Source organism: Bacillus sp. GW823-FHT06A11 (genome assembly GCF_058795355.1).
In genome coordinates this window covers 122,311-148,819 of sequence record NZ_JBXAHS010000009.1, presented here as the reverse complement: position 1 = coordinate 148,819, position 26,509 = coordinate 122,311, and the positions used below count along the sequence as shown (strand labels likewise).

The following is a 26,509-nucleotide window of genomic DNA, read 5'->3' as shown; positions in this document are numbered from 1 at the left end:
CACTCCCAATTAGAAAAATATATAAATTCTCTTATGAATTCTTTATCCTGTTTGTTAAATTATTTGATAGTATATCCTGTATCCATACAAATAGCCGCCCCTCATCCTTACCAGCTAGAGAATTTGAATACATTTCAGATACTAAATAAAAAAGAAATTAAACGTATAAGTAAAGAAAGTTTAATTTCGCCTCAAATCATGTGAAAAATTTCACATGATTTGAGGCGAGTAAAATTCAATGAATTATACATTAAAAGAAATTCTTTAATTTAACCCGAAACATGAAGTTAAAAACGAGATTTCTTTTATATGAATAATAAGAATAAATGAGGTATTTTAATATCGTGATATAGTAAAATGGTAAATCGAAATTCAAAAGAGAAGATATATTCTTGTGAAGAATATCACAAAGTATTGAGGGATTCAATCATATTTTCGATATAAAATATAGAAAAACAACTAAATAAAACATTTTGTGAAATATTTCACAAAATTGTTGACCTCTTATTTTTACTAATGGTATCTTGTAGGTGCAATCCAATGTTATAAATTAAATTATATTTGAAAAATATTGCAAGGATGAATATTTAGAATCTTATATTTATCTGACAATAATTAATTTAATTTATAACTCACTCTAAAAAAGGATGTGTAGATATGAAAATTGGTGTAGTGAAAGAGATAAAAAAAGGGGAAGCTCGTGTAGGGATGACTCCAGAAAATGTTCAAAAATTAGTTTCAGCTGGAAATGAAGTTTTAGTACAAAAAGATGCTGGATTAGGTTCTGGTTATACAAATGATGAATATATAAGTGCAGGAGCAAGCATAGTAAATCAAGGCCAGGCATGGGATGTTGATATGGTAGTAAAGGTAAAAGAACCACTACCTGCAGAATACCATTACTTTAAAAAGGATCTAATCGTTTGGGGCTTTTTACATCTGGCTGCGTCGAAAGAGTGTGTAGAAGCAATGAGAAATGCTGGTACTACTGCGATTGCTGGTGAAACTATTAGTGAGGATGGAAATTTAGCATTATTAAAACCTATGAGTGCAATTGCTGGAAGACGTGCGGTATTTATGGGAGCTTATTATTTAGAAAAACAACATCAAGGAGAGGGGATTTTATTATCAGGTATTGAGGGAATCCCAGCCGGAAAAGTTGTAATCCTAGGTGGAGGGAATGCTGCAACTAATGCCTGTGATATGGCAATTGGAATTGGATGTAGTGTTACAATCCTAGAGGTTAATCAAGAAAGAATTGCATATTTAAGAAAGCAATACGCAACAGAAGAAGTAAATATAATTGAATCTAATACTGAAAATCTAGAGCGAACGATTAAAGAAGCAGATTTATTTATTTCAACAATTTTAATACCAGGATCTCGCCCTCCTAAAATTGTTAAAGAGTATATGGTTCAATCTATGAAGCCAGGAAGTGTCATTGTGGATATCGCAATAGATCAAGGTGGTACAGTAGAAACTATTGATCATTATACAACTCATGATAATCCTGTATTTATTAAACATGACGTAATTCATTATGCAGTACCAAATATGCCTGGTGCCACCCCACGTACTTCAACTATGGCGTTGGCAAATGGAAATATTGAGTATTTATTAGCAATTTCTAAAGATGGATTAGAAATTGCAATTCAAAATAAATCATCATTAGCATCTGGGGTAAATGTATATAAAGGTATTATTACCTACGAAAATTTAGGTATGACGCTAGGTTTGGACTTTAAAGAATTGAAAGAAGTGTTAGTATGATTACCAAAAAAGTATTGTTAGATATCACTGACATTAAAAAAGCCAAAGAAATTCTTGATGTAAATGCCCGAAAAACACCTTTGGTTAAATCTTTCTATTTAACTAGTAAAACGGGTGGAGAAATTTATTTAAAGCTGGAAAACATGCAGTTAACGGGTTCATTTAAATTTCGTGGTGCATTTAATAAAATTTCCCAACTAACAAATGAAGAGAAAGAACGTGGTGTAATCGCTTGTTCAGCTGGAAATCATGCACAAGGTGTTGCACTATCTTCCCATTTACTAGGAATCAAAAGTAAAATTGTGATGCCAACCTCTGCACCGCAAGCTAAAGTGGATGCGACGAGAGGATATGGTTCTGAAGTTATTTTATACGGTGATACGTTTGATGATGCAAAAGCGAAGTGTGAAGAGATTATAAAAGAAACAGGCGAAACATACCTACATCCATATGATGATGTAGAAGTAATGGCTGGCCAAGGGACAATTGGGTTAGATATTCTGGATGATATGTGGGATGTTGATACTGTTATTGTACCTATTGGTGGAGGAGGAATTATTTCAGGAATTGCTGTAGCGCTGAAATCATTTAATCCTTCCATTAATATTATTGGGGTTCAAGCAGATAATGTTCATGGAATGAAAGCTTCTTATGATGCGGGGAGAATTTTAGAACACTATGAAGCACCAACAATAGCGGATGGTTGTGCGGTAAAAATACCAGGAAATTTAACTTTTGAAATTGTAAAAGACCTAGTAGATGAAATTGTAACTGTATCGGAAGAAGAATTAGAAGTAGCGATGAAAGACTTATTGCAACGCGGAAAGGCTGTCGTAGAAGGAGCGGGAGCGTTAGCCACAGCCGCACTTCTGGCAGGCAAAGTTGATAAATATGTACAAGGTAAAAAAGTAGTAGCGGTTATTTCAGGTGGCAATGTGGATTTAAAACGTATTTCAACTGTATGTGAGCATTTCTTTGTTGCCAATGAGGTAAAATAACGATTGAATAATCTTATAAAATAAAATTATTTTACTTAAGGGGAGCTAGGAGACGATATCTTAGCTCCTTTTTTAATAAATGGAGGCGTGTGTTATGGCCAACTTATTTAGGAAAAAATCAGTAAGGAAATTATTAGAAGATGGTGAAAGTAAGACTTTGACAAAAACATTGGGAGCATTTGATCTTACCATGCTAGGGATTGGTGCAATAATTGGTACAGGAGTACTTGTATTAACTGGATTAGTAGCTGCAAGAGATGCGGGTCCAGCAGTTATTTTTTCATTTATGATTGCTGCAATTGTTTGTGGGTTTGCAGCCCTATGTTATGCGGAAATCGCATCCGCTCTTCCAGTATCTGGTAGTGTGTACACCTATTCATATGCGACGATTGGTGAGTTTGTAGCCTACTTAATGGGATGGACTTTATTGTCTGTATATATAGTTACAACTGCCGCAGTAGCGGGTGGATGGACAGGCTATTTTCAAAACTTATTAAACGGGTTTGGGATTGAGATACCAAAATCACTTTTAACAATTCCAACACAAGGTGGAATCGTTAACTTACCAGCAGTAATCATTACTTTGTTATTAACTTGGTTATTATCAAAAGGAACGAAAGAAAGTAAGCGAGTGAATAACGCAATGGTATTAATAAAAATTGGTATTGTTGTTTTATTCATTTCAGTTGGTATATTTTACGTAAAACCAGAAAACTGGATCCCGTTTGCACCTTATGGTATAAGCGGAATCTTTGCCGGAGGAGCTGCAGTATTTTTTGCCTTTTTAGGATTTGATGCGTTAGCAACGTCTGCTGAAGAAGTAAAAAATCCACAACGTGATTTACCGATTGGTATTATTGCTTCGCTAGTTATTTGTACAATTATTTATGTTATAGTTTGCCTTGTTATGACTGGTATGGTTTCTTATAAGGAATTAGATGTACCAGAAGCAATGGCCTACGTATTAGAAGTTGTAGGACAAGATAAAGTAGCGGGTATAATCGCAATTGGAGCTGTAATTGGTATTATGGCTGTAATTTTCGCTTACATTTATGCAACAACACGTGTATTCTTTGCGATGAGTCGTGACGGTTTATTACCAAAATCGTTTGCGAAAATTAATAAGAAGACAGAAGCACCAGTATTCTCAACTTGGTTAACAGGTATTGGTAGTGCTTTAATTGCTGGATTTATCGATTTAAAAGAATTATCGAATTTAGCGAATATTGGAGCGTTATTAACATTTGCGATGGTTGGTGTGTCAGTTATTATTCTTCGTAAAACACATCCAAATTTAAAACGTGGTTTCATGGTACCACTGGTACCAATTTTACCGATTATTTCAATAACATGTTGCTTATTTTTAATGGTAAATCTACCTTTAAAAACCTGGGTTTATTTCGGCATTTGGTTATTTATAGGGATAATAGTATATTTTATGTATTCTAAAAGACATAGTCAATTAAACAAACTATAAATGAGATATATTAGAGACAAAAGTTATCACGACCTACATGTTTGAGCAAGTAGGATCCTTCTCTTTTGGGAAGTACCTTTTCTTTTTATAAAAAATTCAATTAAAAGAACTTGAAAGTTTATGTTATACGTAAAAAAGCGAATCTATTTTCAAAATAGATTCGCTTTTTTATCTCCTAATAACTTAAAAAATTAAACTGAAATAGAAAAAGGAATTAATTATTCGGATGATAGTAAATGTCTTAGTGATTTCAATGTATATATGACAAATCAATTTGTATTTATTTCCTTGATAGGATTTTACATAATATTAATTTTTTGTGAATTATTAATCTGAAAATAATTTGATTTAAAGTATTATTCATACGAAATGAATACCTTTATGTAATTTATTTGATTTATAAGATAGTTAAGAATACCAAATCAAAACATAAAAGCTCATTATTGATTGATATTTTATAAAGTTGTATTAATATGTGTCATAAAATAATATCAAAATATAATTATAAATAGAATAAGGGAGGACTATGTACAAAAGTAATAAATACAAGTTCATGAACTGTTTTTGCACGTAAGTACATGCTAAAGAAACCAAAACTATTAAATTGATCAAGGAAATGAGAGGGAGATACTATGGGGAATAAATCAAAGTATAAAACCAAAAGAATACTAGTAGCTACTGCAACATTAACTATAATTGCTTCTGGAATGACTTCTTCATCAGATGTCTTTGCAGAGGAAACGCAGCAGCAAAAAAATTTATCGACATCACTGCAAAGTGAAAAATCAGTTAAATCAGAAAATAGAACATTTACAGTCCCAGGAAAAGGGGATGTTGAGGTACTGAAACAACAGGAAAGAAAAAGTATGGCATTTAGTCCATATGAACCAACTGGTTTATATGCAAAGCCAAATGAACAAATAACGATTAATGTGGAAGGTAATCAAGATATTCAGGTATATATTGGAACGTATTCGTATGATGCTTCTTGGAGAGAAGATTCAAAGATAAAATCATTTACATTAAAACCTGGTATAAACACAATCCAATCTCCAAATGGGGGGATGATTTATTTTTATAATAAACAACAAGGTGGTACCATTCGAACAACAATTACAACAGGCGGAACGACTACGCCTTTCTTTGAACTAGGAAAGCATACGAAACAAGATTTAATTAACATGCTGGACCAATATCCAAATGCACATGCAGTGGAGTTAAAAGGCGAACGTGTATTAATTACGGCCACCCCTGCACGTGTTAAGAAATATTTGTTGGGTTCTAATACAGATCCTGTACAACTCTTAAAAAAGATGGATGAAGCTACTCGAATTCAAGACAAAGTAGCTGGATTATCTGAAGAACAAGTAGATAAACATTATGTTCATTACGTAGAAGAAAATCATTCTCCTGATTATTATATGTATGCAACTTCTTATCGAACAGCATATGTAGGAGATGCAATCCAATACGTGTTAGATATTAATAAATTCATAACAGATGGCTGGGGCCCTTGGCATGAGGCAGGACATTTGAGACAACAATCGCCCTGGAAGTTTTATAATATGACAGAAGTACAAAATAATATATACAGCCTTTCTGTAGAAAAAGCATTTAATCAACCATCCAACTTAGAGAAAAGTGGAATTTATCCAAAAGCATTTCAATATCTAGAGCAAGTGAATAAAAATTATGATGAAATTAGCGATGTTTTTGTAAAGCTTGTCATGCTTTGGCAACTACAGTTAGCGTATGGAGAGGATTTCTATCCTAAATTGCATCAATTGTATAGAGACATGCCTTCAAGTGAACTTCCACAAACTGATGAAAATAAAAAACAATTATTTATGATTTCAGCATCAAAAGTAGCCAAACAAAATTTGATTCCTTTCTTTGAGAAGTGGGGATTACGTCCAAATAACGATACCATTCAAAAAGTAGCTGCATTAGGATATCCAGTTTTAACAGCAGAGATTTGGAAGGGGACGGATTCTAATCCAATTAAACCAGATATGCCTAATGTAAATAATATTTTAGAAGGAAACCAGTTTGCATGGTCGCTGAAAGGGATTGGAGATTTTGAATTCGCAAAAGTAAATTTAAATAAATCAACAGAAGAAATGCAAATTGATTTAAAAGCAGGTGTACCACATAACTACTTTGATAGTACATATGCAAGTATTAAAGTGCAAAACACAGCAGGTAAAGTGGTCTATAACAAAGAGATTTATGGAAACAAACAACAAAATGCTGAATCACAAAAAGTTTCGGTCAAGGTAGGAGACTATATAGAGTTAACACATCTAGAAGGTGTGCATAGAGCTACTCTCACAAATGTAGATAATAGTAAACAAGAGAGCTTTGGAAAAAAAGCCATATATGAAGTTACAAAAGAAGGTCTAAAGAAAGTAGAAAAAATGCCAGAAGCAACAATTTTAGATGGAAATCAATTTGCATGGTCATTAAAAGGATATAGTGATAGAGAAATTGCAAAAGTAAATTATGATAAAACAGTAGAAGAGATGAAGGTAAAACTAGAAGCAGGTGTACCCCATTCCTACTTTACTAGTACGTATGCGAGTATTAAGGTCCAGAATGCTTCTGGCAACGTTCTGTACAATAAGGAAATCGTGGGAAATAAACAACAAAATGCTGAAAGCCAAACTGTGCCCGTTAAAATAGGTGATTACATTGAACTTACTCATATAGAAGGGGAAGCAACAAAGGAAAAGACGAGAGCGACTTTAATTAACCTTGAAAATAACAAAAATGAAACCATTGGAAAGACAGCAAGATATCAAGTTACAAAAGAAGGCCTGAAGAAAGTAGAAAAAATGCCAGAAACGACAGTTTTAGATGGAAATCAATTTAACTGGTCTTTAAAGGGATATAATGATCGAGAAATCGCAAAAGTAGAGTATAACAAAGCAACAGAAAAAATGCAGATTAAATTAGAAGCGGGTATCCCCCATTCCTATTTTACTAGTACGTATGCAAGCATTAAAGTTCAAAACTCATCGGGCAATATATTGTACAATAAAGAAATTGTAGGAAATAGACAACAAAATGCTGAAAGCCAAACCGTTCCAGTTAAGGTAGGGGATTATATCGAGTTTACTCATATAGAGGGAGAAGCACAGAAGGAAAAGACCCGTGCCACACTTACTAATCTTGAGAATAGTAAACAGGAATTTGTAGGCAAGAAAAAAACATATCAAGTTACTCCTACAGGATTATTAATAAAATAGATAAAAAGGATGTCCAAAAAAATAGAATTTTTTTAGACATCCTTTTTTATTATTAAAAAACGCTAATTATTAATAGTGATATAGGATGAATTCTATAGCCCACTAACTATTATATATACTCAAAAAATCAAGTTATAGCTAATGTTCCAAGGATTGACACATCTATTCTTAGTTAATCATGTTATACTTTTCACAAATGAAATGCTACAATATCAAATCCTAGTTTTATGACATCCTTCTGTTGCCACAGTTTATAAAAGGTCAATTCCAATGGGATTGACTTTTTATAGTTGTAGCACAAAGTTATAAACGCCCATATTTATTATAAGATAAATGTTGCAATTTCACGTACCGTATTTGTGAATGTATAAATAATTACAATAAATATTATTCTATATGTAGCTTTGCGATATGTAACTGTTAAATGGATAATATTCAACCTTCTCGTGATATTTTAAATTAAGGTTAAAAGAAAGGAACGTAAAATAAAGTAATTCGTTAATATATAAGGATATTAGTAACAATTTGTGGGAAATTGAAGAACTAAGGTATATAATTGTGAAAAAAATCACAAACATATACCTTAGTTCTTCAAAATTATTTCAAAAGGAGGTTATAAACAATGAAAAGAATTATAACACTGAGCACTTGTAAACTGCAAGATACTATAAAACATGGTGGGTGTGGTGCATGTCAGACATCTTGTCAGTCTGCTTGTAAAACCTCATGTGGAGTTGCAAATCAAAAGTGTGAAAATACAATAAATAGGAAACAAGAAGTATAGTATTCAATTATATTTTATTTAGGTGGCAATCTTTATGAAAAAGGAGTTTGGTTATCCAGTATGATTCATCAATATAAATTAAATGGATACAATATCGTGTTAGATACTTATAGCGGATCCGTACATGTCGTTGATGATCTTGCTTATGAAATAATTATGCTATATCAGAATACTCCTATGGAAGAAATCCTGTCAATAATGCAGGAAAAGTATAAATATGATTTCCACGTTTCCAAGAAGGAAATTCGAGAAACAATTGCGGATATTGAAGAACTAAAAAGAGATGGGAAGCTTTTTACCGAAGATGATTATAGGGACCTTTCAATTGATTTGATAAATCGTCCCACTTATGTAAAAGCTCTTTGCCTTAATGTCGCGCATACATGTAATCTGTCGTGTGAATACTGCTTTGCTAGCCAAGGAAAATACAATGGAAATAGAGCCATAATGAGTTTTGAAGTTGGAAAAAGAGCCATAGATTTTCTATTAGAAAACTCAGGTAATCATCGAAATCTCGATGTTGATTTTTTTGGTGGGGAGCCACTCATGGCGTGGAAAACTGTCAAACAGATTGTCGCCTATGCAAGAAATAAAGAAAAAGAGTACAAAAAAACTTTTCGTTTTACCTTTACTACAAATGGTATGCTGCTTAATGATGAAATTACTGAATTCTTAAATCAAGAAATGCACAATGTTGTATTAAGCCTTGATGGAAGAAAAAAAGTTCATGATTATCTTCGTAAAACTGTCAATGGGAAAGGTAGCTATAATCATATCATTCCAAAATTCCAGGAGTTTGTTGAGAAGCGTGGAGATAAAGAATACTATGTACGTGGAACCTATACCCATAATAATGTTGATTTTACCAATGATATTTATCACATCGCTGACTTAGGTTTTAACAAAATCTCAATGGAACCTGTTATCTGTAATCCCCAAGAACCATATGCGCTCTGTGAAGAAGACCTGCTGGAAATTTACAATCAGTATGAAATTCTCTCGAAAGAAATGCTAAACCGTGAGGAAAAAGGAAATGGTTTTACATTTTATCATTACATGCTCGACCTTTCAGAAGGTCCGTGCGTTCAAAAGAGAATTTCTGGTTGCGGTTCAGGGACTGAATATCTAGCTATTACCCCGTGGGGGGAGATATTTCCTTGTCATCAGTTTGTGGGAGAAGAAGAATATAGTATGGGGAATATATGGGATGGCATTATAAAAGCAGAGATACAGTCTCAGTTTAAGGAAAGTAATTGCTATTCAAAACCGGAATGTCAGGAATGTTGGGCACAGCTTTACTGTAGTGGCGGTTGTCCAGCTAATACAATACATGCAACGGGTTCTCTTAAGGGAACACATGAGTTCAGCTGTAAAATCTTCCGAAAGAGAATAGAATGTTCTATGATGGTTAAAGTAGCTCAATCCATTAGAGCTATGAAGAAGGAAGAACAAGGCATGGTTCAGTAAATAAAAAAGTGCACAAGTGTTGTTATAGCATAAATTTATAAAGATAGTTACAAACAAGAATTCTTTAGTCCAATTTAGAATAAATGAGTTTAAAAGAAGATAGCCATTTGTAATGGCTATCTTCTTTTGTAAAAAATATATAATTTATTCAATTATTTTTTCGATAACAGGCATAACAGCGATTGGTGGAATAGAGTGAGTCCATCCTACGGAAAATATATTTAGTTTTTCACCTACGCTATAGTTATCCTTGCTAGTAATAGGAACACGTAAAATTTTATTCTGAGAAGCTAATTCCCACCAATTATTTTGATAAGAAAGTGCCTCCTCTTTTGTATTAGTGTTAGCTACAACTAAATAATTATCATCTGCTGAAATAACATATCCAGTAAAAGGTATCTGTATTCTTACTTGTTCTTCCTTAATAGGCGTAGGATTACTTATAGAATCTGCGGAAGTAGGAGTTAATCCGAAAACTAATCCACATCCTAGCGTCAGAGTGGTAACCACTGTTACTAATTTTTGTTTTTTTGAAAACATAATATAAATCCCCCTTATATTTTATCCGTACACCATCACCTTTCTATTTTTTATATAGAAAGCCTTTTTTATATCCCTAAATTTAACAATTATGTCACAAATAATCCATTGTTTTTTCAAATGGGTATTATTTAAAGATAATATATGTTATAATTCACCAAATTAACTATTAATTTTACCTCTATCTTCTAGTGAATATATATTTTTGAAAAGAATGATAGCGCTATCTTTTGTAAATGTTCCTATTTGCATGATTACCTAATTTTTATGTACAATAAAGAAAAGAGAGTTTCTTAGACAGGAAGAGGAAAGTCATGACCAAGTCATTAGTAAATTTACGAATTGATTTTGCTTTTAAGCAATTATTTGGGACAAGTGGTAGTGAGGATATTCTTATCACATTTTTAAATGCCATGCTAAAGAATTCATTAGAATCACCTATTATGTCACTACAATTAGAGGATCCACATTTACATCGAGAACACGAGGATGATAAATTATCAATTTTAGATGTCTCAGCCACATTAGACACAGGTACTAAAGTAAACGTAGAAATTCAGCTGAATAATAATCACGACATGATTAAACGAAGTTTGTATTACTGGGGTAAATTATATACTTCACAGTTACAAAAAGGGATGCCTTACAGCTCTCTTAGTAAAACAATTACTATTAATTTGTTAAACTTCGTACTTTTTCCCGAATATGAGGAATTTCATACAACGGGAAAGCTATGGAATGTACAACAGCAAAAGCAGTTTAGTGATGATATAGAGATTCATGTTATAGAGCTTCCTAAACTAATGGAACAATGGCGGGAAGAGAAAGTTAATCCGTGGGAAGATTCATTTGTTCGTTGGCTGTTATTACTTCCGGCAAATGAAGATGAACACTTAACTCAAACATTGGAGGACATTGCGATGAATCAAGATCCGATTTTACAAAAAGCAATGAATAAGTGGGAGCGAATGAGTCAAGATTCGACATTCCGACAAGCCTATGAAGCGAGGGAAAAAACCCTAATGGATGAAGCTGCAAAGTTTGCTCACGCAGAGGAGCAAGGAATCAAAAAAGGTATTGAAAAGGGTATTGAAGAAGGCAAAAAAGCCGAACGTATACAATTGGTATGTGGTATGTATAAAAACGGAATGTCTGTAGAGGATATTGCCAAATTTACGAAGTTACCTATAGAAGAAATAAGAGAAATTATCCAATTATAAATAAAAAAGAACACCTACAGCATTTGTAGGTGTTCTTTTTTATGACCAATAATGTCCGGAGTATAATTATTAGTTGATGTATCGTCAGGAAAATAAGAATTTACAACATTAAATATCTTTTAAAAAACTTACATGGATTCTACCTTAAATACATGCTCTATATTCCATCATAATATTGTTAATAATTGTTTGGACGGGCAATATCTCTTTGACTTCATTTACTCGTGCACCTGCGAAAACAAGACCATTTTCACAATCACCATCCATAGAGGTTATCAAAGAATCTAGCGTGCAGAAACGATAAGAACAGTTTTTTAAGCAATTTATACACTTTTTTATTTTTATCTTTTTATTATTATCAGCTATTAATTTAGTAAAGTTATTTTTAACCGCACGACCTTGGAGCCCGACAGTTGTTTTGACTAATATGGTATCTTCTAATCGAGCATTTATATATTTTTCCTTAAAGGATAGTGGTGCGTCACACTCATTACTTGCAACGAATCTTGTACCCATTTGCACACCAGATGCACCCATTTTTAAGGCACGAGCAATATCTTTCCCAGTCATAATTCCTCCAGCAGCAATTACGGGAATTTTGACTGCTGCAACTACTTCCGGTAATATATCGAATAAAGGTCGATCGGTACCCAGATGTCCTCCTGCTTCATGCCCCTCTACTACAACAGCGGCCGCACCCAAGCGTTCAGATAATCTAGCGAGTTTGGCTGAGGATACTATTGAAATAACTGGTATGCCGGCATTTTTCCCCCAAGTATACATATCTCGTGAAATGCCAGCACCAGATATGATGAAATCAACTTTTTCCTCAATGGCTGCTTTCATTTTTTCAGCAAAATCATTCATTGCAAAAAGGACATTTACTCCAATATAACCAGTATTCCGAATCTTTTCTTTCGCCTTCCTAATATGCATTCTCATTTCATCTATGGAAATACCAGTTCCTGATATAATCCCAATTCCTCCAGCATTTGCAACTGCAGATGCAAGTTTACTTAATGAAATGCCTACGCCCATTCCTCCCTGTAGAATTGGGACCTTTGGCATCATATGCCCGATTTTTAATTGTGGAAAGTTCAAGTAAATACCCCATTTCATTAATGTTATTAGAGTAGATCTGTTAAACCCCTTCAGTTTAACACGGTGTTTGGAACAAACACAGGAAATTAATACCTGCTACTAGTAGTTTGTGATGTTTTTTGATGATTTTCACAAAATGTTCGAATAGTGCGCTATAAATTTTAGAATAATATCAAATGTATATTAAGGATTCTGGATAAAAAACAACGAAATTTAGATTTTCTAACAAAAAATGTTATTAAAAAATTGATTTGTCAAAAATGAAGTGGGATGTAATCATTAATTATTTTAAGCGGGGATATGAACAGAGCTAAATAGAAGTTTATATGCTTTTTAATAAAAGTAATTTTTGTATTATAAGTGTTAAATAATCAATAGTTGTAAAGGAAAAAATCTATGTTTTTAGTAATCTACACGATTGGATTAGAGACAATTAGATGTGTAGTACATTCTAGAAGTTTTAAATATCAATATTCCAAAAATCTTGATAATCAATATGCTTATCAAATTTTTTTAGTATTCTAATGATTTTAGTTGCAGATGTTAAAGTGGGAATACGATCCTTTTTATTTGCTAAATCACTTATCAGAGATTTACTTAATCCAGTTCTTTGTACAAGCCATTGTTGTTTGATTCCTCTGTGATCTAAATACTCACCAAATGAAGTTCTTTTTTTTCCTAGACCAAACATAAAGAATCCCTCCTAATTAAGAATGATGTATAAATAGCTTGTACAAAATTCCATAAATTTAAACTTTTGTCCATAAATATGGAATTATAATTTAGAACAAAGCATAGAATAATATAAATATAATGAAAAAATATGGAATAATTTTGAGGAATCTAGCATTCATAGTAATAGCTACAAGTTGCTGATACACTATCCTAATGGCAACTTGTTGCAAAGGGTATTACTAAAATAAAAAAATCTGAAACTCCTTACGTCAGAAGGATTTTCAGATTTTTTCTTTTTTAGATCTTTAATTTATAGATACGTATTTTATAGATTATTATGCATAATATGGCGAATGAGTAGAATGGATTATCTGCTTATATAGCTTGATTGACCTTGTCACTAAGCATATAAATCTGTTTTAGATATGATGAAAGGAAATAATGACAAAAAATGTGAAATCTGAAATCAGTCATATCTGGTCCAGTATACTCACCACTTTCTACCCAGCTGTTAAGTTATCAGTTTGTAGTGAAAAAAGTAAGGCGGAAGAGGTCACAAAACAATTAGAAATGGACAAGCTTGAAAAGAGTAAGGCAGAAGAAGCCGCAAAACAATCAGAAATGGACAAGCTTGAGCAAAGTAAAAAGAACACAGATATTTCAGAAGCAGCAGTACTTAAACTTACCGAGAAACAAAAGCAATATCTTAAATCTAACGGTCTTCCATTGAAGCAAACTTCTAAAGAATCTGAAGTTACGGGACGTATGTTAGTTTCTCTAGTGAAACCTATTGATAATGGAGATGGAACGGGATTTCAGCCAGACCATGTTGGAGAAGTTGATATAATTCAAGCAGATGAATATCAAAACAAATATGGTAAAGAAGATTATGTAGCATTTGCTGCATGGGAATAAGTCTATTTATATTACCAACAACCTAAGATGAATTTATGCTTATAATTAATAGAAAGCGTCATTCTTTTTATAGAAATCTATAGGAAGGATGGCGTTTTTATTTAAAAATGAGTTTCATTTGTTTGCTAAAAAATGTCGGTGAGATATATTTATTCATTAAGAATTATTTGGCAAGCGTATCAAAATATTAATTCTGTAGGCAAAAGTTCATAGAACACCAAAACTTGGCTTGAGGGCGTAGTAAGGCAGATTCTATTTTCATTTGTTAGATACCTCATAGAAATTTATACTAAAAGGATGTTTTCTGTACCTTATTATGTTTGTTGATAATTGGAAGTGAAATATTGTCATACATGCTTTTACAGTTATAATCCGTGGTGATGAGCTTAGCCTTTAATTGTGTTGTAAGCAGTTATTAAACCTTAACCAACTATTATTTTCAATTGAATACTAAGTAATAAAATATTATGGAAATTGGTTAAAGAGTGGATTTTAAATACCTTTTCTATTGTTGCTTTTTGCTTTTTTGATGGAAAGAAGTGAGCTTGATATAATCAATAAAATTAACCGAGTGTGCTTGTAAATAAGAATAGCATGATAGCAATTGATAAAAACAGGTATATTATATAAATTGTCAGCAACATATATCATCCCTTTCTATTGATATATGTAGCATACAAACATAATCTGTAGTATGTATGGAGTTTATGAGTAGTTATTGAAATTATTATTATAATAGTCTTTTAGTTGTGAGAAAGAATAGGAGGATCTACTTTATACAAAGAAAACAGAAGTCTTAAACTAGACGTCTGTTTTCCAAAGTACAATGAATTACTGAAATTAGTAAGATCTACATGATTCTTAATTTTAATTAACATAGGTTTTTATTTGTTAAGAAATTATGTGGCAAAATTATATGCATTCCATATCTGAGATCAAAAGACTTTTGGGGAGAGTCTCACTCGTATTACTGCATTAAAGTTAGAAATAGACATGTTACATATAATATCATTTTAGAAAAATTTGAGAATAATACTTCTCTGTAAGCCTAAATAATACCTACAAGCTTATTTCTCATTAAAGCTTAAACTAACTGCAGTAGCAATAGATTGTCCTGCATGTTCCCAACTTCCATCGATAACTTTTCCAAGCTGTTGACCGAGTGAATTTAAATCATTTGGATTAACAGGAATTCCGTTATATGCAGCAAGAATTGATAAAAGTGGAGCTACAATTGGTGTCCAGCCGCCTCTATCAATATGAAATTCGAATCCCGTTACCTCACCATCTTTTTTTGTGAATTTATAGTAAAGTTGATCATCTGGACGGAAGCTTAAATGATGAGAGATTTGTCCGTATACATCTTTACCAGCTGCACCTCGATCCACAACTTCAATTTCTTTTACATTAAATTCATGCTCAAATACTTTTATTTTTTTTACTTCGGGACCATTTAATGCAGCTTGAACAGCAGTTTCTAGATTATTTTGTGCAAACGGTTGAATACTAACTTGTGATTCCTGTTGTTGGATAGGAGCAACTGTCTCAGCAGCAAATACTGATGTCGTAGGTAATGCACCTGTAGCTAATGTTGCAGCCAGAGCAGTTGCTGTAATGATTTTCTTTTTCATAATTTTACTTCCTCCTTTTTAATGTATGATAATAAACTATAAATTACTGACAGATAAATTATTTCTATACATATATAGAAAAACATTATTGTGGGTAATGGAAGTTAGACTGACAGATAATTTATATGATAATAGTATCAATATGCATTTGATTTCTCAATTTTCAGTCAATGTATTCAATACTAACCAATTTTAAGTAAGTTTTAGAAGGTAAAACTCTAATAGCAATCTAAAAACATGGCAATATTAGAGTGAAAATGAAATGATAATCATAAAATATTCTATTAAAATCAAAAAAATATAAAAAATTTCACATATATTTTTAGTTTTAGTTTATTTAATTATATTTAAATATATATAATTATAAATGTTTGTGTAAATTAAAAATGAAGAATATTAAAGTAATCGTTAAAATTAACGAAATGTTCAAGGTTTCAATCTCAAAATATGAATATTAGTTATATAATCATTTTAAAGGGATAATTCACCCTTCCTCTAATGTTGTTGTTTACAAGTTTATAGTTCCAATGTGTTGAAGTTACGATAAAAAGAACTTGTAATTATATATTACGAGTTCTTTTTGTTTGGATTTTTTTGTGAAAGATATCTTAACTAGTTATATTTTTCATATTTTATCAAGGGGACGGTAGAATTCTATCGGAAGTATATGTACATTATCGTAAAATAAATAGTAATTTGTATATAAACTAAGTGATTCTTAATCTTATTCTGATAACAAAAGGAAAGACCAACTAAAAATATAGTTGGTCTTTCCTTTAAGTTGGTGTAAAAACAAATAAATAAAAGATAGGTGAGAATTAATGCTGCTATGCAGTATTGATTCTGAATTAACTATAACACACTTCCTAAAAAGTAGTTGTGTCAGTTGATTGAACATTCATCCTTCTTTTTTATCAAATAAATATCTAAAATACATCAAGTAATTGACAAGGGATGTATTTTAATCGATAAATAAATCAATACTATAGATTTTGGAAGTAAATATTTTTTTATTCTTGTACAATATGTTTGCATTTAGAATTAGTTATAATACCACTTTTTAATAACCAATTTACTCATTAAGAACAAGGTATTAATGTGTATGGACAATAATTAACAAAATAAAAATCTAAATTTTCATTTTGTTAATCAATTCGACTCCTCGTAGATTGATTTTACGAGGAACAAACTATTTTAAAATTAATCGTATGAAAATGAAAGAAGTAATCAAATGAAGCAATAAGGCTTCTAACCGTAAGGACTGCGGGGGCAGCCTAATCAACTAGAGTTCGATTGAACTCTTTACTTAGGAATTCCTCACTTCTAAACGAAGTAAAAGTGGGGGTAGTTCAAGAGAATATGTAAAGAAGAGGTAAGAAGGTTCATGGCGAAACAAGTTAACGGGATTGTTAAGAAATCTGTGTAAGTTTTTGAAACGAATATTTAGAATAGCAAATATTAAGGCAAGATTGCTTCTGCCTTTTTTTATCTTCTTTTGAATTTCGATTTGTGTGATAATTAAATCGAAAGGTCGTGTAAGAATGAAGATAGCGGTGATACAAGCAAGTACCCAAATTAGCAAAAATGAACTGATTTTTGAAGAGACAAAAAGGGCTGTGGCGAGGCATGGATATGAAGTGCTCAATTTTGGTGTTACATTTAAAGACTCCGAGTTAAGCTATATCCAAGTGTCCTTAGCTGTTGGTCTACTTCTAAATTCAGGTGCAGTTGATTTTGTGATCACTGGATGTAGTAGCGGTGTTGGTATGTCGATTGCCTGTAATACACTTCCGAATGTCATTAGCGGTTATCTGCCAACTCCAACAGATGCGTTCCTATTCGGTAGGATAAATAATGGAAACTGTGCATCACTGCCACTTGGATTGAATTTCGGTTGGGCGGGCGAATTAAATCTTCGCTTCACGCTTGAGAAACTATTTGAAGAACCGTTCAATACTGGGTATCCTGAAGAATCTGCCGAACGAAAGAAACGTGATGCAGAACTTTTTAAAGTAATCAAGAGTTTTTCACATCATAGTATTGTTGAGATTCTAAGTCAGCTAGATGGAGCGGTTATTAATCCTGTTCTTCAAAAGCAAGATTTAGTGGAATTCCTCTTGCGAAATGGCAATAACACAGATATATCAAATTATCTTATCGAACAAATGAAGCATTTAAATTACGGTAGGTAAATACTATTTTTTTTAATACGTTTGGCGAATTTATAGTTAACCATAAGTTGATTCAACACCATTAACCAATTACACCGCCATTCCATTTGTTTTGGAGATCTTTTACATGTAAATACAGAACCTTGAGTAAGGCGTTTTCGTTCAGGAAAGCGCCTTTTTCGTTACCTTATGGAGACTTGATATTGCACTTTAAAGTTAGCTTTATTTTTATTTCAACGGTGATATTCAGACCTGTTCAGAGCTTATTTACTATACCTGTGATAAGAAATATGCATATAGATAATATCATCATACCTATTTTAATTAGTAGTGCATATATAGTTTGCTGTTTAGCAATTAAAGTTTTTACGTAAATATGTTGTGTCTAATAATATCAAAATTTATTTATATATCCACTGAATGAGCTTTTTATATATTTATTTGGATATAAATCATTAATCATTGCATATGGGCTCCCATTCCAGTATCTTACTACAGGTGTCCATAATCTATGATTTTTAAGCCATTGCATTGTGTATTGCTGTAATAATTGATTATCTGTCAGCTTCTCTTTTTCTTCAATTGTCCACTGTAAGGCATCTAGCGCTTTTTCTCTCGTCCAAAAACCATTTGGTGTCATTTTAAATTCCCATTCTTTAAATTGACCTGGATATAAATCATTAATCATTGCATATGGACTATCATTCCAATATAGTTGACAGGCTCCGCTCAATCCTGATTGAACTAACCATTTATTATCGTATATATTCTTCAATTGATCCACATTTAATTTTTCTTTTTTTTCAATTGTCCATTTTAGTGCTTGTAATGTTTTATCTTTCGTCCAAAACTTATTAGGGGCCTTATTAAATTCCCATTCTTTAAATCGATTTGGATATAAATCATTAATCATCGCATACGGGCTTCCATTCCAAATCACCCTTAAAGGTGCACTTAGTCGATGTTTAATTAACCATTTTTGTCCATAAATTTGCAAGAGTTTTTGTGGTGGTAATTTTTCCTCTTCTTCAATTAACCATTTTAATAATTGTAAGGCCTTTTCTTTTGTCCAAAAATTTAATGGTGTCATTCTAAATTCCCATTCTTTAAATTGATTCGGATATAAATCATTAATCATTGCATATGGACTATTATCATATTTGTGCTTCAATACCCCTCGTAATCGATACTTTGCAATCAATTTGTTATTCCAATTCTGTTTTATCTCTTCTTCATTCCAATTCAAAATTTTTGTTACTAAATACTTTGTTACTCTTCTGGCCAATTGATTATTTCTATCTAATTTCCAAGTGTTTGGTGGAAATCTATTTCTTTTTCCATCTAATATCTCCTGATAGATGTCCTCTATAGTATTAGTGTTCATCTGCATCTTAAAACCTTCTTTTAGTTGTATATATAGTTAAATAGATTTTAATGTTAGGACTTTCGTCCGAACTATTAAAAATGTAAACTCTATCTTAACTTAGAAAATATGATGCTTAATCAAATTATAGTAATGTAAAATAAGAATTACCTATAGAAAAATATAGTCTAGGGCAAATGAAATAATAGATTTGTAAAATATAATTTTCAATTCATAAAAGACATCAATCTGAGAAGAAAAATTGATGTCTTTTATTTAATAGTTTTACGGTTTATTTAATTACTTTCCATAAAGCTAATGAGAAAATCCAATTTGGATCACCGTATCCTTGATAACTTTGAACTGCTTCATAAATTTTACCTTGATGTTCTACTCTATCTCCTTTTTTATATGCAGCATACGAATCCCATGCCTTATACTCAGAAGAGGGGGTATCTTTTGTTGTGATTTTGATTTCATTACTCGCAACTGAAACTTTTCCTTGAGTATCTATAGCTTTTACCATATATCTATATTCTGTACTAGCCAGTAAATTTTCATCTGTATAGTAAGTTGAAGGACTTGTAGCTATTTTCGTACCGTTACGATAAATCTCATATTCTTTTATACCAACATTACTTATGGATTCTTCCCATATTAAATGAACACTGTTTGTAGTAGTTTCTGATGCTTGTAACCCTGTTGGAGCTGTTGGAGCTATTTGTTCTGGATTCTCTTCTTTTGTTGTAATTGAAACTTCATTGCTACTTTTTGACTTATTTCCCGCTGCATCTGTAGCCTTAATTGTATAATTATATTTTGTATTGGCTTGTAATCCCGCATCTTCATAACGTGTTGTTTTTGTTGTTCCTACTTTTTTTCCATCACGATAAACCTCATATTCTTTCACACCAATATTATCTGTGGAAGCCTCCCACTGTAGCTCAACAGTTGTTGTTGTTTTACTAACAGAACGTAGGTTAGAAGGAGCTGTTGGAGCGATTACGTCAATTTCAGTACTACTATTAAAAGCAGAAAATAGTTTAGAAAAGGCACCGTCGTCTACATCGGGTAATCCAGAAGCATCTCCAGTTGCCTGACCGATTTGCCAACTTTCAATAGCTTTTTTATCACGATACACTGACCACATACTAATTTCCCCAATACCTTTTTCTTTGGCAAATTGGAACAATTCTTTTGCATTATTTAATGTGAAAGTTTCATTTTGAGTATCGTTTTTTCCGATCATAGGTGTAACAGCAATCATTTTCCAAATGTCAGAATCTTTAATAGTACCTTTATATAAATTAGTTAATTGTCCATGCAAGCTATTAATAGCATCTATCGCAGCTTGTCCCATTTGTTGGTTTTGTTGTCCGTAATCCATAGTCATAATATTAATAGAATTTAAATCTACATCATGTTTTATAGCGCTTTGGATCACATTTATTCCATCATTAGTTAGACCATAAGGCATTACTGGTAAGGTATAGCCAATCTTTACATCTTTACCCTCGGCTTTTAATTCCTTTTGTAATAATGCAATCGCTTTTGATCTTCTTTCGATAGATTCTGGGTGAGCGACTAAGGCTCCTTCAATATCAAAATCCATGTGTGTTAAATGTAATGTGTTAATTACACTTTTATAGGCATCTTTTAATTTATTTACATCTGTAATAGCGGCGGCAAGATCTGCACCTAATCCAGGAGTATTACCAGCATTTGCTCCACCAAAAGATACTTTAACATCTCCACCTATTTTTCTAATTTGTTTAATTTGATCATCTAAGTTACCATCTCCAATAGGGGTATGACTACCTCCCCATACTGGATTTCCATTTTTATCAGCCACTATAAACGAAAGCGTAAAGAAACTAGTATTTGTTTCTTGGGCATATTTTAATAGATTTTGAGGATTCATTCCGTTATCTACATATGGTGCAAAAACATGGGTTGGCCAAGTTATTCCTTCACCAAATAAATCATTTGGATCGCTATTGTCGGGTATATATTCTGAGCCAGTATATAATTCCCATCCGCTAAATTGTTGGGTAGGTAATATACCTGCATTTACCCAATATAAAGAATGATAAACCTTACCTTCATATGTAACGTAAGATTCACCTGGATAATCTTTATTTTTATTCCAAAATGGCGCTACTTGTTGTTGAGATTTCGTTATATTTTCTTGAGCGTACGCAAACGAATGGCTAAAGGCTTGGGATGTAGGAATTATCATAGTTAATGCAACAGCTGTTTTTGCTAGAGTACGAAATGGATGTTTTTTTATAATCATAATAATATCTCCTCACTTCTAATTTATAATTTTTTAAAAATATTCTGAAGAATCATTGCCGTAACCTCCGGTACTGATATAAAAATATGAATGTCTTTGATAATTTTAGTTAATGCTAATTTTTATATGTGATGATTACCCTCATTTAGTAGGATAACAACTTACAGAAAATGAAACAAATTAGAGGGAAATGTAATGATATTCATTCAAAAATAGTATATTTCTTCTCATAAATTACAGGAAATCGAATTAAAATGTATATATATATACCATTTTTGTAAGGAGAGAATTAATAGTGAGCTAGAAGTAATATAAATGTACACAAAAGTGTCGATTCTAATAATCTAGTTTGGCTAAAAAATTTTTATCTTGAGTACAAGACTAACTACTTCTATTACTAAATCTAAACAATTTGTTGTATTTTTTAATAATAAAATGAGATTATTCTTTTTAGGTTTTCTAAAATTGTCTTACTTTAGTTGAGTAGGTAAACGGGAAACAGCATAAATTAAGTCCATTACTTCTCCTACATTTTTTATTAGTTATTTCTTTTAGTATTCTCATAAAAACTATAGGGTGTTTGAAAAATTGACACATAGATTTTTTGTTTTCATATGTTAAGATGGTGTAGCTAACCTATTGTTTATAATAAAACAGCTTATTTTATTATCAAAAGTATAGGACTAGAAAAAACCTCATAAAGAGGTTTTTTTTATTTCTATATTTATCTTTGGTGTGAAAATTCAGTTACAAGATTAATTTTGACATAATGCTATGTTTTGTTTAAATATTTTGTGCTTTTATGTGTTGGATGAAGTCTTCAGATTATTTCATGATACATATAAATTTTAATGTTTATTTAGTTTTTATTATATTGTATTGTTATTTTGCTAAATGCTTAAAGGACATATACGAAATTTAACAATGTGTAATATACATTTAATTAAATTTTTAAAATACGTTTAATTAAAGTTTATTAATTTTTGTATTGTAATTTTAAATTGATTTTTTTAATTTATACTCAGTAGCATAAGCATCAGCGGCAATAATTGCATCAAAAACCATTTCTGGTGAAATTTCAAATGGCATATTATGTATAGTTTCACCATCTTGACAGGCAGCTTCTGCAACTTTCATCAATTCTTCTTTACTTGCATCACCTAAGTTCAAATCTTCAAGTGTAGTAGGTAGGCCGAGTTTGATACAGAAATCAATGTAGTTATATAGCTCTTCAGTTGTCCAAGATTCCATTGCCATTTGTACTAATGTGCCAAATGCAACCTTTTCTCCATGCATCAAATCATGAGTCTTATCATGTAAAACAGTAAAACCATTATGGATGGCATGAGCTGCAGCCAACCCGACACTTTCAAATCCAAGTCCACTAAGTAAGGTGTTTGCCTCTATTACGGCTTCAACTGCTGGAGTAACAGTTTTTTGTTTAACTGCTAAAAGCGCTGCTTCTCCATATTCAAATAAGGTATCCCAGCAGAGTTCTGCAATTTTAGCAGCCGCTAAGGTAGATAGTCCACCAGCCATAGCAGGTTTTCGTGATTCTAAATTTGCTTTAGCCTCAATCCATGTAGCCATTCCGTCTCCAATCCCAGCAGCTAAAAATCTGGATGGAGCTTGCGCAATGACTTGGGAATCTACTAAAATAATATCCGGATTTTTTAAATAAAATTTGTATTTCTCAAATACTCCATCATCAGAGTAAATAACAGAAAGAGAACTGGTTGGTGCATCTGTTGAGGCAATAGTGGGAACGCTTACAACTTTGGCTGAAAGAATTTCTCCTACCGCTTTTGCCGTGTCTACTGATTTACCACCACCAATACCAATGATTACATCAGCACCAAATTCTTTTCCTATTTTCTCAATTCTTGCAATTTCATTTTCAGAACTTTCACCATTAAAACCAACTTTTTCAAAGCTTAGATTTTGTTTATGAAAGCTTTCCATAACTTTTTCACCAACAAGATGCCAAACACATTCATCTGCAATAACTAATAAATTGGATCCTAGCGGTTTTACATACTCTCCAATTTTTTCAATTACATTTCTTCCCTGAATATATTTTTGCGGGCTAATTAGGATACGTTCCATGATGATCACTCCTTGATATTTTTATAAGTAAGCTGAAAATCTAGCCTTGAATCTAATGTTATCAAAATTCTGAGTGCAGAATTATGAATATTTTATGTATGTTTTTCGTCTGTTATATGACGGATTAAAAGATAGTGTTATGATTATCAAAAATCAAATACTATTTTTTAAGAAAGATGAAATGGGAAAATTAGTATTAATAACCTATATTATCAGGTTTTGTATAAATAATCTTATTATATAATAGTTGGGGTTTTAATAATAAAAATAAAAATACATAAAATTCACTGGTTGAGTTTTATGTATTTTTATGCATGTATTATTATGAAGTGGGTTCTTATGATACAAAGGATTGTAAGTAATATTCATACTACAAATGGCCTACATGCTCGAGCCATAGCTACACTTATAGCAAAATTGAGCGGAATACTTTTAACGATGAATCTATTTATGAAACACAATCATTATTAGACCAATTGACTCTTGAAAAGAAAAGAATAAAGTATTTAGAATGTGAATTGTCGAAATATAAAAAACTAAACAACTCTTTTTCAGACATTATTATTTATAGTGACACTTTAATGAAGACGCTCTTTGTTGCGAATGAAGTGGCAGAATTAGATTCTACGATTCTTATTACTGGAGAGAGTGAAACAGGAAAAGAACTTATAGGTAAAGGTATCCATAAAGCTTTTTTCAGAAAGGATAAGTCGTTTATTCTAGTAAATTGTGCGGCTATCCCCCCTAATTTAATTGAAAGTGAGCTATTTGAGCATGAAAAAGGAGTATTCACTGGAGCACTTCACATGAGGAAAGGGAAATTTGAGCAAGCAAACATTGGAAAAATCTTTTTAGATGGAATTGGAGGCTTAAAGCTAAATGTCCAAGTGAAATCATTATAGGTTTTTATAATAAAAGGGAATTGTAGGAGGGAATAAAATTAAATGTTAGGGTACTAGCGGCGACTAATGGAAAGGAATAGATGCCATGAAAAAAATTATTAATAATCCAGAAAAAGTAGTTAGGGATATGATTGACGGAATGTTGTTTGCACATTCTGATAAACTACAAAATATGCCTGAAACAAATATAATTATTCGAGCTAATAGTCCATTTCAAGGAAAAGTGGCAATTGTCAGCGGAGGCGGGAGTGGTCATGAACCAGCGCATATAGGATTTGTTGGTAAAGGGATGCTTGATGCTGCTGTAATGGGCGAAATTTTTACTTCTCCTACACCAGACCAGATTTTGAAAGCGATTCAAAAGGTTCATACTGGAAGTGGGGTTTTGTTAATTGTAAAAAACTACTCAGGAGACATAATGAATTTTGAATTGGCTGCTGAAATGGCTGAAGCACAGGGAATCCCGATTGCTACAGTCATTGTTAATGATGATATTGCTATTAATAATAGTTCACACACTATGAGAAGAAGAGGAATTTCTGGAACAATATTTGTACATAAAATAGCTGGAGCAATGGCTGAGAAAGGGGCATCGCTTAAAGAAGTTGAAGATGTTGCAAATAAAGTAATTGCTAATATACGTAGTATGGGCATGGCATTAAAAACGTGCACTATACCTGGAGCTGGTACAGTCGGTTATAAAATTGGTGAAAATGAAGTAGAGGTTGGTATAGGTATTCACGGTGAAGCTGGAACACATCGTATTAGTATGATATCAGCTGATGAAATGGCTAAACTCCTTTTAGAGGATATTTTAAGTGATATGCAATTGAAAATTGGTGATAAAGTTGCAGTAATGGTAAACGGATTAGGTGGAACGCCGTTAATGGAATTATATATTATAAATAAAATGGTTAACACAATATTAAACAAAACTGGTATCGATATCTGTAAAACATATGTTGGGGAATACATGACATCGATTGATATGGCCGGTTTTTCTATTACTTTATTAAAACTAGATGGACAACTATCTGCTTTGCTTAATGATCCAGCAAATACGACTAACTGGCGTGTACAATAGGAGGGCCAACATGTATATTACACCAAGACATATCATCAATTGGATGCAACTCACTGCAAAACAACTTGAGTATCAAAAAAAAAACCTAACGCAACTTGATCAATTCATAGGTGATGGAGACCATGGTATTAATATGAATAGAGGGTTTAAAGAGGTCGAAAAAAAGATATCATATACAGCTTATGATGATATTGGAAATGTATTTCATGATATTGGAATGATACTTATTTCAAAGGTTGGAGGTGCATCAGGACCTTTATATGGAACTGCATTTTTAAGGGCTGGTAGTGTTTTGAAAGGGAAAAATAAAATTACAATCAATGAATTGGGGCTTGCTTTTCAAGAATCTGTAAATGGCATCTGTCTAAGAGGAAAAACTCAGATAGGAGATAAAACAATGCTTGATGTTTGGGATCCTGTTTTGAAGTATATCCAAAGAAATGGAGAAAAAATAAAACCTATTGGTCTTATCATTTTTGCAAGAGAACAAATGGAAAAAACTAAGCCATTATTAGCTAAAAAAGGGCGTGCTTCTTTTCTAGGAGAAAGGTCTATTGGTCATTTAGATCCAGGAGCAGTCTCATCTTTTATTATCTTTGAAACTCTATGTTTATCTCTTATAGGTGAAAAAGATATTGTTAATGAACTTAGGGAGCAATTGTGATGAGTAATGCAGGAATAGCTTTATTTTCTAATGGCTATCTACTAGTTAAGAGATTTAAAAGCTTTACTCATCCAATTAAGTTTCAGTGTTTTAATAG

19 protein-coding genes and 1 pseudogene are annotated in these 26,509 nt (G+C 32.1%); 12 read left to right on the top strand and 8 right to left on the bottom strand.

Features of this window, described 5'->3' with window-relative positions:
- The first annotated feature begins 657 nt into the window (after positions 1–657).
- From ald to scfB, 6 genes are all read left to right on the top strand, one after another.
- Positions 658–1,770 carry an alanine dehydrogenase gene (gene ald, locus AC1Q8L_RS27485; RefSeq protein ID WP_098329581.1) on the top strand — a complete coding sequence of 371 codons (1,113 nt, stop codon included), beginning with the start codon at positions 658–660 and terminating at the stop codon, positions 1,768–1,770.
- The gene (tdcB, locus tag AC1Q8L_RS27480) at positions 1,767–2,768 is read left to right on the top strand and encodes a bifunctional threonine ammonia-lyase/L-serine ammonia-lyase TdcB (RefSeq protein WP_029442949.1); all 1,002 of its coding nucleotides are present in this window, start codon (positions 1,767–1,769) and stop codon (positions 2,766–2,768) included. The genes ald and tdcB overlap by 4 nt, the downstream gene beginning before the upstream one ends.
- Positions 2,769–2,862: 94 nt before the next feature.
- Positions 2,863–4,245 (top strand): amino acid permease, encoded by a 1,383-nt coding sequence (locus AC1Q8L_RS27475; RefSeq protein ID WP_061660510.1) that lies wholly within the window; start codon positions 2,863–2,865, stop codon positions 4,243–4,245.
- A gap of 632 nt (positions 4,246–4,877) precedes the next feature.
- A complete protein-coding gene (locus AC1Q8L_RS27470; RefSeq protein ID WP_366559575.1) occupies positions 4,878–7,493 on the top strand; it encodes a putative mucin/carbohydrate-binding domain-containing protein in 2,616 nt (871 codons plus the stop codon).
- Between the two features lie 622 nt (positions 7,494–8,115).
- Positions 8,116–8,277, top strand: a complete 162-nt coding sequence (gene scfA / locus AC1Q8L_RS27465; protein ID WP_000821353.1) for a six-cysteine ranthipeptide SCIFF — start codon at positions 8,116–8,118, stop codon at positions 8,275–8,277.
- Between the two features lie 60 nt (positions 8,278–8,337).
- The gene (gene scfB, locus AC1Q8L_RS27460) at positions 8,338–9,744 is read left to right on the top strand and encodes a thioether cross-link-forming SCIFF peptide maturase (RefSeq protein WP_098014668.1); all 1,407 of its coding nucleotides are present in this window, start codon (positions 8,338–8,340) and stop codon (positions 9,742–9,744) included.
- A gap of 144 nt (positions 9,745–9,888) precedes the next feature.
- Here scfB and AC1Q8L_RS27455 read toward each other — a convergent pair whose 3' ends face one another.
- Positions 9,889–10,284, bottom strand: a complete 396-nt coding sequence (locus AC1Q8L_RS27455; RefSeq protein ID WP_029443193.1) for a DUF3221 domain-containing protein — start codon at positions 10,282–10,284, stop codon at positions 9,889–9,891.
- 314 nt (positions 10,285–10,598) lie between these two features.
- Between AC1Q8L_RS27455 and AC1Q8L_RS27450 the strand changes: the two genes are divergently transcribed.
- Entirely contained in the window at positions 10,599–11,504 is a 906-nt protein-coding gene (locus tag AC1Q8L_RS27450; RefSeq protein WP_000167466.1) for an Rpn family recombination-promoting nuclease/putative transposase, read from the top strand.
- A gap of 144 nt (positions 11,505–11,648) precedes the next feature.
- On the opposite strand, the gene AC1Q8L_RS27445 is transcribed toward AC1Q8L_RS27450, so the two are convergent.
- Both AC1Q8L_RS27445 and AC1Q8L_RS27440 read right to left on the bottom strand, forming a co-directional pair.
- Complete coding sequence (locus tag AC1Q8L_RS27445) at positions 11,649–12,623, bottom strand: NAD(P)H-dependent flavin oxidoreductase (protein WP_029443194.1); 975 nt, start codon at positions 12,621–12,623, stop codon at positions 11,649–11,651.
- A 442-nt stretch (positions 12,624–13,065) separates the two neighbouring features.
- Positions 13,066–13,296: a helix-turn-helix domain-containing protein gene (locus AC1Q8L_RS27440; protein ID WP_000467338.1), complete on the bottom strand. Its 231-nt coding sequence runs from the start codon at positions 13,294–13,296 to the stop codon at positions 13,066–13,068.
- A gap of 437 nt (positions 13,297–13,733) precedes the next feature.
- Between AC1Q8L_RS27440 and AC1Q8L_RS27435 the strand changes: the two genes are divergently transcribed.
- On the top strand, positions 13,734–14,195 hold the full coding sequence (locus AC1Q8L_RS27435) for a hypothetical protein (RefSeq protein WP_225989880.1): 462 nt from the start codon (positions 13,734–13,736) through the stop codon (positions 14,193–14,195).
- Positions 14,196–15,262: 1,067 nt separating this feature from the next.
- Here the strand turns inward: AC1Q8L_RS27435 and AC1Q8L_RS27430 are convergent.
- Positions 15,263–15,826: a hypothetical protein gene (locus tag AC1Q8L_RS27430; RefSeq protein WP_000726946.1), complete on the bottom strand. Its 564-nt coding sequence runs from the start codon at positions 15,824–15,826 to the stop codon at positions 15,263–15,265.
- A 1,541-nt stretch (positions 15,827–17,367) separates the two neighbouring features.
- On the opposite strand from AC1Q8L_RS27430, the gene AC1Q8L_RS27425 reads away from it, so the two are divergent.
- Positions 17,368–18,018 (top strand): RpiB/LacA/LacB family sugar-phosphate isomerase, encoded by a 651-nt coding sequence (locus AC1Q8L_RS27425; protein WP_151614298.1) that lies wholly within the window; start codon positions 17,368–17,370, stop codon positions 18,016–18,018.
- Here the strand turns inward: AC1Q8L_RS27425 and AC1Q8L_RS27420 are convergent.
- The 4 genes and pseudogenes from AC1Q8L_RS27420 to AC1Q8L_RS27405 all read right to left on the bottom strand — a co-directional run.
- Positions 18,006–18,178: pseudogene (locus tag AC1Q8L_RS27420) on the bottom strand (IS256 family transposase); the annotation flags it as partial. The gene AC1Q8L_RS27425 and the pseudogene AC1Q8L_RS27420 overlap by 13 nt on opposite strands.
- 213 nt (positions 18,179–18,391) lie before the next feature.
- Complete coding sequence (locus tag AC1Q8L_RS27415; protein WP_001178340.1) at positions 18,392–19,387, bottom strand: DUF4046 domain-containing protein; 996 nt, start codon at positions 19,385–19,387, stop codon at positions 18,392–18,394.
- 265 nt (positions 19,388–19,652) lie between these two features.
- Positions 19,653–21,656, bottom strand: coding sequence for a fibronectin type III domain-containing protein (locus AC1Q8L_RS27410; RefSeq protein WP_098312008.1), 2,004 nt, complete (start codon positions 21,654–21,656; stop codon positions 19,653–19,655).
- A 996-nt stretch (positions 21,657–22,652) separates the two neighbouring features.
- Positions 22,653–23,762 (bottom strand): glycerol dehydrogenase, encoded by a 1,110-nt coding sequence (locus AC1Q8L_RS27405; RefSeq protein WP_097961979.1) that lies wholly within the window; start codon positions 23,760–23,762, stop codon positions 22,653–22,655.
- 581 nt (positions 23,763–24,343) lie between these two features.
- On the opposite strand from AC1Q8L_RS27405, the gene AC1Q8L_RS27400 reads away from it, so the two are divergent.
- From AC1Q8L_RS27400 to dhaL, 3 genes are all read left to right on the top strand, one after another.
- A complete protein-coding gene (locus tag AC1Q8L_RS27400; protein WP_231009628.1) occupies positions 24,344–24,664 on the top strand; it encodes a sigma 54-interacting transcriptional regulator in 321 nt (106 codons plus the stop codon).
- Between the two features lie 85 nt (positions 24,665–24,749).
- Complete coding sequence (dhaK, locus tag AC1Q8L_RS27395) at positions 24,750–25,748, top strand: dihydroxyacetone kinase subunit DhaK (protein ID WP_098312009.1); 999 nt, start codon at positions 24,750–24,752, stop codon at positions 25,746–25,748.
- 10 nt (positions 25,749–25,758) lie between these two features.
- Entirely contained in the window at positions 25,759–26,412 is a 654-nt protein-coding gene (gene dhaL / locus AC1Q8L_RS27390) for a dihydroxyacetone kinase subunit DhaL (RefSeq protein ID WP_097877207.1), read from the top strand.
- The last annotated feature ends 97 nt before the right edge of the window (positions 26,413–26,509 follow it).

Coding starts and splice junctions, on each gene's coding strand:
- AC1Q8L_RS27445 (WP_029443194.1), bottom strand. CDS start 12,623: ATGAAATGGGGTATTTACTTGAACTTTCCACAATTAAAAATCGGGCAT.
- dhaK (WP_098312009.1), top strand. CDS start 24,750: ATGAAAAAAATTATTAATAATCCAGAAAAAGTAGTTAGGGATATGATT.
- AC1Q8L_RS27450 (WP_000167466.1), top strand. CDS start 10,599: ATGACCAAGTCATTAGTAAATTTACGAATTGATTTTGCTTTTAAGCAA.
- dhaL (WP_097877207.1), top strand. CDS start 25,759: ATGTATATTACACCAAGACATATCATCAATTGGATGCAACTCACTGCA.
- AC1Q8L_RS27440 (WP_000467338.1), bottom strand. CDS start 13,296: ATGTTTGGTCTAGGAAAAAAAAGAACTTCATTTGGTGAGTATTTAGAT.
- AC1Q8L_RS27425 (WP_151614298.1), top strand. CDS start 17,368: ATGAAGATAGCGGTGATACAAGCAAGTACCCAAATTAGCAAAAATGAA.
- AC1Q8L_RS27455 (WP_029443193.1), bottom strand. CDS start 10,284: ATGTTTTCAAAAAAACAAAAATTAGTAACAGTGGTTACCACTCTGACG.
- AC1Q8L_RS27400 (WP_231009628.1), top strand. CDS start 24,344: ATGAAGACGCTCTTTGTTGCGAATGAAGTGGCAGAATTAGATTCTACG.
- scfB (WP_098014668.1), top strand. CDS start 8,338: ATGATTCATCAATATAAATTAAATGGATACAATATCGTGTTAGATACT.
- AC1Q8L_RS27430 (WP_000726946.1), bottom strand. CDS start 15,826: ATGAAAAAGAAAATCATTACAGCAACTGCTCTGGCTGCAACATTAGCT.
- scfA (WP_000821353.1), top strand. CDS start 8,116: ATGAAAAGAATTATAACACTGAGCACTTGTAAACTGCAAGATACTATA.
- ald (WP_098329581.1), top strand. CDS start 658: ATGAAAATTGGTGTAGTGAAAGAGATAAAAAAAGGGGAAGCTCGTGTA.
- AC1Q8L_RS27415 (WP_001178340.1), bottom strand. CDS start 19,387: ATGCAGATGAACACTAATACTATAGAGGACATCTATCAGGAGATATTA.
- AC1Q8L_RS27410 (WP_098312008.1), bottom strand. CDS start 21,656: ATGATTATAAAAAAACATCCATTTCGTACTCTAGCAAAAACAGCTGTT.
- AC1Q8L_RS27470 (WP_366559575.1), top strand. CDS start 4,878: ATGGGGAATAAATCAAAGTATAAAACCAAAAGAATACTAGTAGCTACT.
- tdcB (WP_029442949.1), top strand. CDS start 1,767: ATGATTACCAAAAAAGTATTGTTAGATATCACTGACATTAAAAAAGCC.
- AC1Q8L_RS27405 (WP_097961979.1), bottom strand. CDS start 23,762: ATGGAACGTATCCTAATTAGCCCGCAAAAATATATTCAGGGAAGAAAT.
- AC1Q8L_RS27475 (WP_061660510.1), top strand. CDS start 2,863: ATGGCCAACTTATTTAGGAAAAAATCAGTAAGGAAATTATTAGAAGAT.